At 71.7% G+C, this 13496-nt stretch carries 13 protein-coding genes; 4 read left to right on the forward strand and 9 right to left on the reverse strand.

The genetic code is table 11. From position 1 onward, the window contains the following. The first annotated feature begins 4 nt into the window (after positions 1 to 4). The gene (locus BMX74_RS13505) at positions 5 to 682 is read left to right on the forward strand and encodes a TetR/AcrR family transcriptional regulator (RefSeq protein WP_236714832.1); all 678 of its coding nucleotides are present in this window, start codon (positions 5 to 7) and stop codon (positions 680 to 682) included. Between the two features lie 103 nt (positions 683 to 785). On the opposite strand, the gene BMX74_RS13510 is transcribed toward BMX74_RS13505, so the two are convergent. Both BMX74_RS13510 and BMX74_RS13515 read right to left on the reverse strand, forming a co-directional pair. Continuing rightward, a complete protein-coding gene (locus tag BMX74_RS13510; RefSeq protein ID WP_091100564.1) occupies positions 786 to 1247 on the reverse strand; it encodes a hypothetical protein in 462 nt (153 codons plus the stop codon). 298 nt (positions 1248 to 1545) lie between these two features. Continuing rightward, on the reverse strand, positions 1546 to 1869 hold the full coding sequence (locus BMX74_RS13515) for a hypothetical protein (RefSeq protein ID WP_143078649.1): 324 nt from the start codon (positions 1867 to 1869) through the stop codon (positions 1546 to 1548). 172 nt (positions 1870 to 2041) lie between these two features. Between BMX74_RS13515 and BMX74_RS13520 the strand changes: the two genes are divergently transcribed. Continuing rightward, entirely contained in the window at positions 2042 to 2572 is a 531-nt protein-coding gene (locus BMX74_RS13520) for a tetratricopeptide repeat protein (RefSeq protein ID WP_063792152.1), read from the forward strand. A 146-nt stretch (positions 2573 to 2718) separates the two neighbouring features. On the opposite strand, the gene BMX74_RS13525 is transcribed toward BMX74_RS13520, so the two are convergent. The 7 genes from BMX74_RS13525 to BMX74_RS13555 all read right to left on the reverse strand — a co-directional run bounded on the left by BMX74_RS13525 (position 2719) and on the right by BMX74_RS13555 (position 11508). After that, entirely contained in the window at positions 2719 to 3606 is an 888-nt protein-coding gene (locus BMX74_RS13525; protein WP_143078650.1) for a hypothetical protein, read from the reverse strand. A 212-nt stretch (positions 3607 to 3818) separates the two neighbouring features. Continuing rightward, a complete protein-coding gene (gene clpB, locus BMX74_RS13530; RefSeq protein WP_055504609.1) occupies positions 3819 to 6389 on the reverse strand; it encodes an ATP-dependent chaperone ClpB in 2571 nt (856 codons plus the stop codon). A 3-nt stretch (positions 6390 to 6392) separates the two neighbouring features. Then, positions 6393 to 6743: a heat shock protein transcriptional repressor HspR gene (locus BMX74_RS13535; RefSeq protein WP_055504610.1), complete on the reverse strand. Its 351-nt coding sequence runs from the start codon at positions 6741 to 6743 to the stop codon at positions 6393 to 6395. A gap of 3 nt (positions 6744 to 6746) precedes the next feature. Then, on the reverse strand, positions 6747 to 7919 hold the full coding sequence (dnaJ, locus tag BMX74_RS13540) for a molecular chaperone DnaJ (protein ID WP_055504611.1): 1173 nt from the start codon (positions 7917 to 7919) through the stop codon (positions 6747 to 6749). Between the two features lie 19 nt (positions 7920 to 7938). Then, positions 7939 to 8562 carry a nucleotide exchange factor GrpE gene (grpE, locus tag BMX74_RS13545; protein WP_055504612.1) on the reverse strand — a complete coding sequence of 208 codons (624 nt, stop codon included), beginning with the start codon at positions 8560 to 8562 and terminating at the stop codon, positions 7939 to 7941. Further along, positions 8562 to 10421 (reverse strand): molecular chaperone DnaK, encoded by a 1860-nt coding sequence (gene dnaK / locus BMX74_RS13550; protein ID WP_091100569.1) that lies wholly within the window; start codon positions 10419 to 10421, stop codon positions 8562 to 8564. The genes grpE and dnaK overlap by 1 nt, the downstream gene beginning before the upstream one ends. Before the next feature lie 622 nt (positions 10422 to 11043). Then, the gene (locus tag BMX74_RS13555; protein ID WP_152992475.1) at positions 11044 to 11508 is read right to left on the reverse strand and encodes a hypothetical protein; all 465 of its coding nucleotides are present in this window, start codon (positions 11506 to 11508) and stop codon (positions 11044 to 11046) included. A 204-nt stretch (positions 11509 to 11712) separates the two neighbouring features. On the opposite strand from BMX74_RS13555, the gene BMX74_RS13565 reads away from it, so the two are divergent. Both BMX74_RS13565 and proC read left to right on the forward strand, forming a co-directional pair. Beyond that, positions 11713 to 12627, forward strand: a complete 915-nt coding sequence (locus tag BMX74_RS13565) for a proline dehydrogenase family protein (protein WP_091100570.1) — start codon at positions 11713 to 11715, stop codon at positions 12625 to 12627. A gap of 62 nt (positions 12628 to 12689) precedes the next feature. After that, on the forward strand, positions 12690 to 13484 hold the full coding sequence (gene proC, locus BMX74_RS13570) for a pyrroline-5-carboxylate reductase (protein ID WP_091100573.1): 795 nt from the start codon (positions 12690 to 12692) through the stop codon (positions 13482 to 13484). Positions 13485 to 13496: the final 12 nt, after the last annotated feature.

The raw sequence follows: 13496 nt of genomic DNA on the forward strand, positions 1-13496 counted from the left end.
ATCCGTGTCTTCGCCTGAAACGCCACTCGACTGCGCCACGCCCAAGGCCCTCAGGCGGCGGCCCGCCCAGCGCCGCAGCGCGAGGCGCGTCGAGCGCATGCTCGACGCCTGCGCCGAGCTGCTCGACGAGAGCGGCTACGAGGCGCTGTCCACCACCAGGATCGCCGAGCGAGCGGGCGTCGCCATCGGGTCGGTCTACCAGTTCTTCCCCGACAAGCGGGCCATCACCCAGGAGCTGACCAGGCGCAACGTCGAACAGTTCGTCTCGCGGGTGGGCCGCAGGTTCCTGGAGGAGGACTACCGCGGCTGGTGGGAGGCCGTCGACGCCATCATCGACGAGTACGTCGACATGCACCGCACCGTCCCCGGGTTCAAGAGCCTGCACTTCGGCGACGTCGTCGACCTCAACCTGCTCGACTCCGACTCCGACAACAACACGGTGATCGCGGGGCGGCTGCGCGGCCTGCTGCTCAAGGAGTTCGGCCTGGCCGACAGCCACGAGCTCGACGTCGCCGTCCTGGTCGCCGTCGAGGCGGGCGACGCCGTGCTCAAGCTCGCCTTCCGCCACGACCCCGACGGCTCGCCCGAGCTCATCGCGGCCGCCAAGCAGCTCATCCGCGGCTACCTGTCACGCGAGCTGCGCGCCTGGACGGCGTCCGCCCGCGCCGCCGGCGGCGCCTGAACCGTCCTGCCGATGGACGCGCGGTCCGTGGCCACGGACCGCGCCCGCTTCCTCGCCTGCCCGTCCGGACGGGCAGGCGAACGGTCCCGATCGAGGCGGAGAGCTAGTCCACGCCGATCCAGCTGACGTACCAGCCGTACTTCACCGCGTCCGCGACCTCGATCGGCGAGTTGTCGGCCCAGCGGATGTAGACGCGGAAACCGGTGCTCGTCGGCATGTAGATCGCGCTGGTGCCCGTGAGCTGGAACATGAACTGGCGGCCGCCGACGGAGGCGGTGTAGGTCGGAGTGGTCTTGAAACCGGCGTCCGACGTGTCGACGTCGAGGTACAGGCCCGGCGTCGGGTTGTCGTAGTACTGCCAGCCCACCCCCGCCTCCGTCTGGCCGGAGGCGATCGTCATCCTGCTCGTCGCCGGCGCCTGCCTGGCCTTGGCGGCCTTGGCCACCTTGGCGGTGTGACGAACGCCGTAGCGCGAGTCGGCGTTCGCGCTCACGCCGGAGACGAGGCTCGCCCCGATAGCGAGGGCGGCGGTGAGCGCGACGGTCGTAGACCTCACGATGGACATGGTTTCTCCTTAGGTCATGTCCTCGTCGGCCATGACCTCGGGAAGGAGCAGGCCGCTGATGCGGCCGGCGCCCGTCACGGCGTGGAGGATCAAGAGATCGAGGTGATCGTAACCACGCGGGCACCGGCCGCCGCCCGAAAGCCGCGTTCATGATCGTACGATTCTCGTAACGCTCTGACCTGGGAACTCTCCGAATAGGGCAGCGTCAGTCCACGGTGCTCAGGGGGTCAGGGCGCGAAGCGCGGCCCGCCCGGCGAGGGCGGGCCGGATCAGTGGTCCCGGGCGCGTCGCGGGGACGTCAGCCCGAGCGCTCGATCTCCTTCAGGAGGCCGGGCAGCCAGTCCTGCTGCGGGGCGCGCCGCTTGTGCTCCCGCTCGCCCAGCGCCGTCCACGGGCCCTGCTGAGGACCGGGCGACTGCGGCGTACGCGTGCAAGGGGTGGGCAGCGAGATCGGCCTGGCGTCCCTGGCCTCCCTGGCGTGGAGCCTGGCCTCCAGGGCGCGCAGGCTCCGCTCGGCCGACTCGATCGCGTCCAGCCGGGCCGACAGGTACCCCGCCACCCCCGGCCCGAGAGCCGACAGCACGACAGCACAGGCCAGCGTGAAGGTCGTCTGCCTCGACATGCCCATCACAGCCCCCTATGCTCGCGGGACGCAAAGCAACAGGTACATGCCCTTCGACCTGCATTAACACGCGTACCGTGAGCAGCTTTGAACCGAGCGTTGCCCAATTTGTGCAGCACCGGTCATGAGCATTGACCGGGCAAAGGCGTCGGCGGATCGGTAGTCTCGCGGTGTGTCGCATGTGAGCCGTGAGCACCTTGATCGTCTGCTTGAGCAGGCGCTGTTGGCGGACGACCACGCCTCCCTGGCCGCCAGGCTGTACGACGTCGCCCTCGACTACTCGTCCGGCGACGTCTCCAGGGCATCGATCCTGGTCCTCGCCGCCGAGGAGTGGCGCGCGGCCGGGCAGCCCGCCCGGGCGCTCGAATGCTTCCAGCGAGCGGTCGAGGACGGCGGCGAGGCCGGCATCGACCCGCGCGCCGGCATCGCCGACACGCTGTTCGAGCTCGACCGGGCCGACGAGGCGAGGGAGGTCATCGAGACGATCCGCGCGGAGGGCGGCGTCAGCACCGCGACCGCCCACTCGATCGCCGAGACCCTCGTCGCGTACGGAGACCTGCGAGGCGGGCTCGACTGGGCGACCCAGGCGGTGCTGTCGTCCGGCGACGACGACCCCGAGCATCTGGCGGTGCTGCGCACCCGCTACCGCATCAGGGTCGACCTCGGCCTCCCCGAGGACGACCTGGACGCCCTCGTCTCCTGACGCTCTCGGACGCCCCGAGGCCCCGGCTCCCTGGCCGGGGCCGTCCTGTGGTGGCGGCGCGGTGTCGCCGGGGGTGCTGCTAGGCCGGCTCGACCGGTGGTCAGCGCAGCCCGAGGAACGGGAGAGCGGCGTCCAGCCGCTCGGGGTCAGCGCAGCCCGAGGAACCGGAGGGCGGCGTCCAGCCGCTCGTGCGCCGGGCGCGATCCGGTGAGCGACCGCGCGTCAGGCGCCGCCACGGCGGCCCGCGCGCCCGCCGTCCCCGCTGCCGGTCCTTCCAAGGCGATGTGCGCCTCCGCCGCCCCCTTCTGCAGGGGAACACCTGCTGCCAGGCCTTCCACCATGACCCGGGCCTGTTCCGGCGCTCCTGCCGCGACCGTCACCGACGCGGCGCGAGTCTCCGCGGTCGTCGCGTCCGTCGCGGTGGAGACCTTCGCGTCGGCGGTGAGCGCCGGCACGGAGTCCGGGCCGAGCGGCAGGGGCTCGGAAGCCAGGCGGGCGGCTTCGGCGGTCAGCTCGCCGTACGGTCCGGGCATCGAGCCGAGGGACAGGCGGGTGGCCGGGTGGCTGCCCGGCCGGGCGGGGAGGGCGGGCAGCAGGGGCACCGGCGCCCCCGACGGCTCCGTGCGCCGGGCCGAGGGGAGCAGCGGGCCCATCCGCCAGGTCGCGGCGACACCACCGAGGTCCGCCAGGCCCGCGGCGCCGGGCGCGGAGTCCAGCCCGGTCAGCCCCAGCCGCCTGGCCGCCTCACCGGCGGCGGCGCCGATCTCGTCCCCGGCTGTCAGCCGGGACGGGTGCCGGCCGTTCGCGCGCTGGTGGAGGTCCGCGGTCGCCCGGCAGGCGGACGTCCCGGTGCCGCAGGTGCCGGCTGCCGCCGTGCCGGCCGCCAGCCAGATCACCCCGGCGGGCACCCCTGTCGTCACCCCGGCCGACGCCCACGCGGGTGTCCCCGGCGTCACGCAGGCAGTCGCGCAGGCCGCCGTCCCCACCGCCAGCACGGCCCGTGCCAGCGTGTTCCCGATCTTCCCAGACGGCACGTCACGTCCCCCTGATCCATCTCGTGATCCGACGAACGCCGAACGTAGCCAGGCCCGCGTCCACCCGGGGCCGCCTTGCCCGAACAGTGGGACGAACCTTACGGACCCCCGGCGGCCCCGCCCGCGCGTGGCCGGCCCCCTCCATGGCGAAGCCCGGGGATCGGTGCGATCCCCGGGCTCCCCGCGAAGGGCGTCGAGCCGCCGCGGCGGCGTCAGGCGCGCTGAATGAGCAGCTCGTCGTCGCCGAGTTCCACCTTCACGGTGTCACCGTCGACGACCTCGCCCGACAGCACCGCCTTGGCCAGCTTGTCGCCGATGGCCGACTGCACCAGCCGGCGCAGCGGGCGGGCGCCGTACAGCGGGTCGTAGCCGGTCAGCGCCAGCCACTCGCGGGCGGCCGGCGTGACGTCCAGGGTCAGCCTGCGGTCGGCCAGGCGCTTGGCCAGCCGGTCGACCTGCAGGTCGACGATCTGCGCCAGCTCCTCGGTGCCGAGCGCGTCGAAGAGGATCACGTCGTCGAGCCGGTTGAGGAACTCCGGCTTGAACGCGCTCCGCACCGCGGCCATGACGGCCTCGCGCTTGGCGTCGTTCTCCAGCTGCGGGTCGATGAGGAACTGCGACCCGAGGTTGGAGGTGAGGATCAGGATGGTGTTGCGGAAGTCGACCGTGCGGCCCTGGCCGTCGGTGAGGCGGCCGTCGTCCAGCACCTGCAGGAGGATGTCGAACACCTCCGGGTGGGCCTTCTCCACCTCGTCGAGCAGCACGACCGTGTACGGCCTGCGACGCACCGCCTCGGTGAGCTGGCCGCCCTCCTCGTACCCGACGTAGCCGGGGGGAGCGCCGACGAGCCTGGCGACGCTGTGCTTCTCGGAGTACTCGCTCATGTCGATGCGGGTCATGGCCCGCTCGTCGTCGAACAGGAACTCCGCGAGCGCCTTCGCCAGCTCGGTCTTGCCCACGCCGGTGGGGCCGAGGAAGAGGAACGAGCCGGTCGGCCTGTCGGGGTCGGCGATGCCGGCCCGGCTGCGGCGGACCGCGTCGGACACGGCGCGTACGGCCTCCCTCTGCCCGATGAGCCGCCTGCCCAGCTCCTCCTCCATGCGCAGGAGCTTGACCGTCTCGGCTTCGAGCAGCCGGCCGGCGGGGATGCCGGTCCAGGACGAGATGACCTCGGCGATGTCGTCGGAGCCGACCTCCTCCTTCACCATGGCGTTCTCGGGCGGGGCGGCCTCGGAGGCGGCCTTGAGCGCCTGCTCCAGCCGGGGCACCTCGGCGTACATGAGGCGGGAGGCCGCCTCGAAGTCTCCGTCGCGCTGGGCCCGCTCGGCGGCGCCGCGCGCCTCGTCGAGCTGCTTCTTCAGCTCGCCGACCTTGTTCAGCCCGGCCTTCTCCCGCTCCCAGCGGCCGACGAGGGCGTTCAGCTCCTCCTGGCGGTCGGCCAGCTCCTTGTGGAGCCGTCCGAGCCGCTGGACGGAGGCCTCGTCGGTCTCCTTCGACAGCGCCAGCTCCTCCATCTTCATGCGGTCCACGCTGCGCTGGAGCTGGTCGATCTCCACGGGACGGGAGTCGATCTCCATGCGGAGCCGGGACGCGGCCTCGTCGACGAGGTCGATGGCCTTGTCGGGGAGGAAGCGGTTGGTGATGTAGCGGTCGGAGAGCGCGGCGGCGGCCACGAGGGCGCTGTCGGCGATCTGCACCTGGTGGTGCGCCTCGTAGCGGCCCTTGAGCCCGCGCAGGATCGCGATGGTGTCCTCGACCGTGGGCTCGCCGACGTAGACCTGCTGGAAGCGGCGCTCCAGAGCGGGGTCCTTCTCGATGCGCTCGCGGTACTCGTCGAGCGTGGTCGCGCCGATCATGCGCAGCTCGCCGCGGGCCAGCATGGGCTTGAGCATGTTGCCGGCGTCCATGGCGCCCTCGGCTGCCCCCGCGCCGACGACGGTGTGCAGCTCGTCGATGAACGTCACGATCTGCCCGTTGCTCTCCTTGATCTCGGAGAGCACGGCCTTGAGCCGCTCCTCGAACTCGCCCCGGTACTTCGCGCCCGCCACCATCGCGCCCAGGTCGAGAGAGATCAGCCGCTTGTTGCGCAGCGACTCGGGCACGTCGCCGGCGACGATGCGCTGCGCCAGCCCCTCGACGACGGCGGTCTTGCCGACGCCCGGCTCGCCGATCAGCACCGGGTTGTTCTTGGTGCGCCGGCTGAGCACCTGCACGACGCGCCGGATCTCGGAGTCGCGGCCGATCACCGGGTCGAGCTTGCCGCCGCGCGCCCGCTCGGTCAGGTCGACGCCGTACTTCTCCAGCGCCTGGTACGTGTCCTCGGGCGTCTCGCTGGTGACGCGGGCGTGGCCGCGTACCTTCTCGAAGGCGTCGAGCAGCGCCTGCGGGGTCGCGCCCTGGGCTTTCAGCAGGTCGGCCACGGGGCCGCCGTCGGCCGCGAGGCCGACGAGCAGGTGCTCGGTGGAGACGTACTGGTCCTCCAGGCGCTTGGCGTGCTGCGACGCCGTGTTGATCACGGTGAGGAGCTGGCGGGAGCTGGACGGCGCGCTGACCGTGGCGCCCTGCGCCTTGGGCAGCGCGGCGAGCTGCTCCTCCGTCCTGGTGCGCAGCGCGCGCCAGTCGGCGCCGACGGCCTCCAGGAGGGGGACGGCCGTGCCGCCCGTCTGGGCGAGCAGCGTGCTCAGCAGGTGGGCGGGAGCGATCTCCGGATTGCCCTCCGCGGCGGCCCGCCGCATCGCCCCGGACAGGGCCTCCTGGCTTTTCTGGGTGAGCTTGTATTCCATGTTCTAGGCCCCCGGTGGCAGCTCGTAGCGGATCAGCGCCTTGATCATCCGGATCTCGGCGCGCAGGCGGTGAACCTCCTCGCGCAGCCGGAGAGACTCGTTCTCAAGCTCCAGGATCCGCTTGATGCCCGCGAGGTTGATGCCCTCTTCCTGGGAGAGCCGCTGCACCTCGCGGAGCTGGATGATGTCTCTTGTGGAGTAGAGGCGGCCACGCCCGGCCGTGCGCCCCGGCGAGACCAGCCCGAGCCGGTCGTACTGCCGCAGCGTCTGCGGGTGCAGCCCCGAGAGCTGCGCGGCCACCGAGATCACATAGACGGGCGTGTCGTCTGACAGGTCGAAATAGTTGGCGTCCATCGGCTACTCGCTTCTGGCTCGCTGAATGAGATCGGCTCGCGGGTCGTCACCCGCTGTCAGGGTGTTGAACTCGGTGAGCAGCTCGCGCGACTTGTCGTCGAGTGTCTGCGGTACGAGCACCTCGACGGAGGCGAGCAGGTCTCCCTTGGTGCCGTCCTTGCGGGCGACGCCCCTGCCGCGCACGCGGAACGTGCGCCCGTTGGGCGTGCCCGCGGGGATGCGCAGCGTGACCGGCATGCCCTTGAGGATCGGAACCTTGATCTCAGCGCCGAGCGCCGCCTCGGTGAACGTCACCGGCACGGTGATCGTGAGGTTGTCCCCCGACCTGCCGAACACGGCGTGCGGCTTGACGTGCGTGAGGATGTACAGATCGCCGGCGGGGCCGCCGTTCTCGCCCGGCGCTCCCTTGCCCTTGAGCCTGACCTTCTGGCCGTCGGCCACGCCCGCGGGGATGCGGGCCTGGATCGTACGGGTGCTCTTGGCCCGGCCGCTGCCCTCGCACACGGGGCAGGGGTCGTCGACGATCAGACCGCGGCCCTTGCAGTCGCGGCACGGCTCGGAGAAGGCGAAGTTGCCCAGGTTGCGGCTGGCCGCGCCGGTGCCCTCGCAGGTGGGGCAGACCCTGGGGGTCGTGCCCGCCTTGGCGCCGGTGCCGGTGCACGCGGCGCACGCGGCCGAGCTGGACAGCCTGAGCGACACCGTGGTGCCCTCGACGGCCTCGGTGAACGTGAGCGTCACCTCGGACTCGACGTCCTGCCCCCGTCGCGGCCTGGTCGTGCGGGTGGTGCGGGTCGTGCCTCCGCCCCGGTTGAACAGGCCGCCGAACAGGTCGCCGAGCCGTTCGCCCGCGCCGCCCTGCTGCCCGGCGGTGCCGCCGAACAGGTCGCCGAAGTCGAACGCGAACCCGCCACCGCCGGCGCGCTGGCCGCCCATCCCCGACCCGAACAGCGTGCGCGCCTCGTCGTACTCCTTGCGGCGCTTGCTGTCGGACAGGACGTCGTACGCCTCGGAGATCTCCTTGAACTTGGTCTCCTTGGCGGTGTCGCCCTGGTTGGTGTCGGGGTGGTACTGCCTGGCGAGCTTGCGGTAAGCCTTCTTGATCTCGTCGGCGGTGGCGGTCTTGGGCACACCAAGGACGGCGTAGTAGTCCTTCTCCAGGTAGTCCTTGGTGCTCATCTACGGCCCTTCGTCTCGATCAGTTCTTTGATTCGTCCACATCGGCGCCCTCGGACGCGGCGGGGGCGTCCTCGGGCTCCGCCACGGCCACCCGCGCCGGGCGCAGCACCCGGTCGCCCATGCGGTAGCCGGACTGCAGCACCTCGACGGCGGTCGGTTCGGTGACGTCCGACGAGTAGCTGTGCATCAGCGCCTCGTGGACGGTCGGGTCGAACGGCTCGCCCTTCTGGCCGAAGGCGGTGAGCCCGAGCTTGGTCAGCGCGGCCTCCAGCGACTCGGCCACCTTCGCGAAGCCCCCCGTGAGCTCGCCGTGGTCGCGGGCCCTGCCGATGTCGTCGAGGACGGGCAGGAGTTCTGTGAGCGCGCCGGCCACCGCCTGCTCCCTGACCGCCACCCGGTCGCGTTCGACCCTCTTGCGGTAGTTCACGTACTCGGCCTGGAGCCGCTGGAGGTCCGCGGTGCGCTCGGCGAGCTGGGCCTCCAGCTCGCCGTTGGCGGTCGCGGCGCCGGCGGCGGCCGCGGTCTTGTCCGCGGGCTGCTCGGCGGGCTTGTCCGCGGCGTCGCGCGGCTTGCCCGTCTCCGGGTCGATCTTGCGGTTGTCGCGGATCACCGGCTCCTCGTGCCCGTTGTCACGCGGCGGCATCACTGGTCCTTCTTCGGCTGGTCTTCGTCGACGATCTCGGCCTCGACGACGTCCTCGTCGGCCTTCTGCTGCGAGGCGCCCTGCGGCGCGCTCTCGCCGCCCGCGGCCTGCTGGCCCTGGGCGTAGATCGCCGAGCCCATCTTCTGGCTGACGGTGGCGAGCTTCTCCGCCGACGTGCGGATCGTGTCGGTGTCGGTGCCCTCAAGGGCCTTCTTCAGCTCGGCCAGCGCGTCGTTGACCTCGGTCTTGACGTCGGCCGGGACCTTGTCGTCGTTCTCGCGGAGGAACTTCTCCGTCTGGTAGGCGAGACCGTCGGCGTTGTTGCGGACCTCGGCCTCCTCGCGGCGGCGCTTGTCCTCCTCGGCGTACGACTCGGCCTCGCGCATCATCCGCTCGATGTCGTCCTTCGGCAGCGCGGAGCCGCCGGTGATCGTCATCGTCTGCTCCTTGCCCGTGCCCAGGTCCTTGGCGGAGACGTTGACGATGCCGTTCGCGTCGATGTCGAAGGTGACCTCGATCTGCGGGATGCCGCGCGGCGCCGGCGCGATGCCGGTCAGCTCGAACGTGGCCAGCTTCTTGTTGTACGCGGCGATCTCGCGCTCGCCCTGGTAGACCTGGATCTGCACCGACGGCTGGTTGTCCTCGGCCGTGGTGAAGACCTCGGAGCGCTTGGTCGGGATCGTCGTGTTGCGCTCGATGATCTTGGTGAAGATGCCGCCCTTGGTCTCGATGCCCAGCGACAGCGGGGTCACGTCGAGCAGCAGGACGTCCTTGACCTCACCCTTGAGCACGCCGGCCTGCAGGGCGGCGCCGATGGCGACGACCTCGTCCGGGTTGACGCCCTTGTTGGGCTCCTTGCCGCCGGTGAGCTCCTTCACCAGCTCGGTGACGGCGGGCATGCGGGTCGAGCCGCCGACGAGCACGACGTGCGCGATGTCGGAGACCTTGATGCCGGCGTCCTTGATGACCTGGTGGAACGGGCCCTTGCAGCGCTCGAGCAGGTCGTTCGTGAGCCGCTGGAACTCGGCGCGGGTCAGCTTCTCGTCGAGGTGCAGCGGGCCCTCGGACGAGGCGGTGATGTAGGGAAGGTTGATCGTCGTCTCGGACTGGCTGGACAACTCGATCTTGGCCTTCTCCGCCGCCTCACGCAGCCGCTGGAGCGCCATCTTGTCCTTGGACAGGTCGACGCCGTGCGCGTTCTTGAAGCGGTTGACCAGCTCGTCGACGACGCGCTGGTCCCAGTCGTCGCCGCCCAGGTGGTTGTCACCGGAGGTGGCCTTCACCTCGACGAAGCCGTGGCCGTCCTCCTGGCCGACGTCGAGCAGGGACACGTCGAAGGTGCCGCCGCCGAGGTCGAAGACCAGGATCGTCTGGTCCTGCTCCTTGTCGAGGCCGTAGGCGAGGGCCGCCGCGGTGGGCTCGTTGATGATGCGGAGCACGTTGAGGCCCGCGATCGTGCCGGCCTCCTTGGTGGCCTGGCGCTGGGCGTCGTTGAAGTAGGCCGGGACGGTGATCACGGCGTCGGTGATCTTCTCGCCCAGGTACGCCTCGGCGTCCTGCTTGAGCTTCTGCAGCACGAAGGCGCTGATCTGCTGCGGCGAGAACTTCTTGCCGTCGATCTCCTGGGACCAGGTGGTGCCCATCTCACGCTTGACGGAGCGGATGGTGCGGTCCACGTTGGTGACGGCCTGGCGCTTGGCGACCTCGCCGACCAGGACCTCGCCGTTCTTCGCGAAGGCGACCACGGACGGCGTGGTCCGCGAGCCCTGCGCGTTGGCGATGACGGTGGGCTCACCGCCCTCGAGGATCGAGACGACGGAGTTGGTCGTCCCAAGGTCGATACCTACCGCACGTGCCATGAGTACGTCCTTGTAGTCAAAGTTGAGTCGGTCAGACTCAAGCTACGAATGCCTGTCGTCTTTGTCAAACGACTTGAGCCTACTCGACTCAACCCGGCTGAGCGCACGGGCATTCCCATCTCGGGGTGACTCCGGGGAAGAAAAGGGAAAGCCGCGCACACCAGGCGTAACGGGGTCGGACGTGCGGAGGTTCCACACCGGCCCGGCCGCCCGCGCCGAGCGCGGGGCGCCGCCTCGGGGCCGGCCGGGCCGCGTGAGGCGCTGGGGGGACCCGGGACCGTCCGGGCCCGGCGAGCAGGCCAGGGCCCGGCGGCGGGGCCCAGGGCTTGGCGGTTGGACCAGGGCTCGGTGGTGGGGCCCGGGCCTGGTGCTGGGGTCCAGACTCGGCGGTGGAGCCCGGCTTGGTGCTGGGGCCCCGGCTCGGCGGTGGAGCCCGGCTTGGTGCTGGGGCCCCGGCTTGGTGATGGGGCCAGGGCCCGCTGGTTGAGTCAGGGCCTGGCGGTTGGCTCAGAGCCCGCTGGTCGGGTCAGAGGTCGGGGGGCGACCAGGGTCACGGGTCGGGGGGCGACCAGGGTCACGGGTCGGGGGTCGTTCAGGGTCAGGGGTGTGGGCTCGTCCTTGGTCAGGGCTTGGCGCCGTCGACGATCTTTCGCTTGCCGAGCGGGTGCTTGAGCCTGACCGTCGTGGTCTTCTCGATGGCGATCATGATGCAGGAGACGCCCTTCGCCTTCGGGGAGGCGCCCTCGTACAAGGTGATGGTCACGCGCTTGGACGTCTCCTTCACCTTCACCCTGTCGAGCACCGTGCACGGCGCCACGCCCGACCACCAGGTGAGCTTGACCTTCGTGCCCTTCGCGACGGGCTTCGCGGAGGTCCACTGGACCTTGTGCGGGTTCACCGCGTCGCCCGTCGGCTTGACCGGCTTGGGCTCCTTCGTGCTGGGGGCGGGGGTCGGGGTGGTCGTGACGGGGGTGGCCACGACGGGGCTCCGGGGGACCGTGGAGGCGGCCTGCCCGGAGGGACTGGCGGTGGCACACCCCGCCACCAGCAGGGATCCGGTCAGGAGCGTCGCTGTCGTAGTCCGCATACCCCTAGGACGGATGCAGGCGGACGACGGTTCATCCGTCCCGCTACGGTGCCGGTCCCTGGGGGCGGGCGGAGGTGGGCGGTGATTCATCCGTCCTGTTGGGGTGCTGGTCCTTCGGGTGTGGGGTGCGGGCGGGGGTGGCGCGGGATGCGGGGGATCGGTCGTTCTGCTGGGGTGCCGGTGGGGGCGGTTAGGGTGGGGTGCGTGCTTCGTCAGGCTCTGCTGGCTCTTTCCGCCGGTGAGCGCGTCCAGCGCCTCGCCTTCTCGCCCCTCGCCAGGGGCGTCGTCGAGCGCCACGTCCCGGGTGACGTGGCCGCCGTCGTCGACGGGCTGGCCCGCAGGGGCCTGCTCGTCTCCGCCGAGCACCTGGGCGGGGAGGTGACCGACAGGGCGCAGGCCGAGCGGGCCGTCGGCGACCACCTCGCGCTGCTCGACCTGCTGCCCGCGGGCGCCGAAGCCTCGGTCAGCCTCACCGCGCTGGGCCTGCGCCTGTCGGAGGAGCTCGCGCTCGACAACGCCGCCGTCGTCTGCCAGGCCGCCGAGTCCAGAGGCGTCACGGTGACGCTGGAGGCGGCGGAGCACGACGCGGTGCGCGGCCTGTACGGGGTCCACGCGACGCTGCGCAAGGAGCATCCCGACGTGGGGGTCGTGGTGCACGCCCACCTGCCGGGCGCGGAGGAGCGCTGCGAGCGGCTCGACGGCGCCAGGGTGCGGCTCTCGAAGGGCGGGCATCCGGCGCCCGGCGCGCTCACCGCGCCCGCTGACGTCGACCGCTCGTACGCCCGCTGCCTGAGGACGCTGATGGCGGGCGGCGCCTACCCCATGGTCGCCACGCACGACCCGAGGCTGCTGCGCATCGCGGGCACGCTGGCGGTGCTGCACGGGCGCGAGCCGTCCGGGTTCGAGTACCAGCTCCGCCACGGGCTGCGTACGGACGAGCAGGAGCGGCTGGCGGAGCAGGGCGCGCAGGTGCGGGTGCGGGTCCCCTGCGGCCCCGGCTGGTACGTCCAGCTGACGCGCCGCCTGGCGGACCGCCCGCGTGACCTGGCGCTGGTCGCCCGCGCGCTGCTGTCGCGGGGACGGCCGCCCGTGGCGCGTGCCCGGCCGGCACGGCCGTAGCCGCCGGTAGGCTGCGCGCAGCGACTTCATCCACGACGGGCCGACATCCACGAGGGGCCGACATGATCGCGATTCTGGGCACGGGCAAGATGGGCGAGGCCCTGCTGTCCGGTCTGCTGCGGGCCGGGTTCAAGCCGGGCGACGTCCTGGCCACGGCGAGGCGGCCGGAGCGGGCGCAGGCGCTGCAGGAGACGTACGGCGTGCGCACGGTCGCGAACGCGGAGGCGGCGAAGGCGGCCGACACCCTGATCCTGGCGGTCAAGCCGCAGGACATGGCCGCGCTCCTGGCGGAGATCGCCCCGTACGTCCCGGCCGACCGCCTGGTGATCACGGCGGCGGCGGGCATCACCACCGGCTTCGTCGAGCAGCGGCTCGACGCGGAGGTGCCGGTGGTCAGGGTGATGTCGAACACGCCGATCAGGTTCGACGAGGCGATGAGCGTCATCTCGGCGGGCGCGCACGCGGGGGAGGAGCACCTGAGGCGTACGGAGGCGCTGCTCAAGCCGGTCGGCAAGGTGCTGCGCATCCCCGAGTCGCAGCAGGACGCCGCCACGGCGCTGTCGGGCAGCGGCCCCGCGTACTTCTTCTACCTGGTCGAGGCCATGGTCGACGCGGGCATCCTGCTCGGCATGCCGAGGGCGGCGGCGCTGGAGATGGTCACGCAGTCGATCGTGGGCGCGGCGGTGATGCTGCGCGACTCCGGCGAGCATCCGGTGATCCTCCGGGAGGCGGTCACCTCGCCTGGCGGCACGACGATCGCGGCGATCGCGGAGCTGGAGCGCCACAAGGTACGCGCCGCCTTCCTGGCCGCCATCGAGGCGGCCCGCGACCGGGGCCGCGAGCTCGCCTCGGGCTGACGCTCCGGCGAG

This window comes from Nonomuraea pusilla, assembly GCF_900109355.1.
GTDB lineage: Bacteria > Actinomycetota > Actinomycetes > Streptosporangiales > Streptosporangiaceae > Nonomuraea > Nonomuraea pusilla.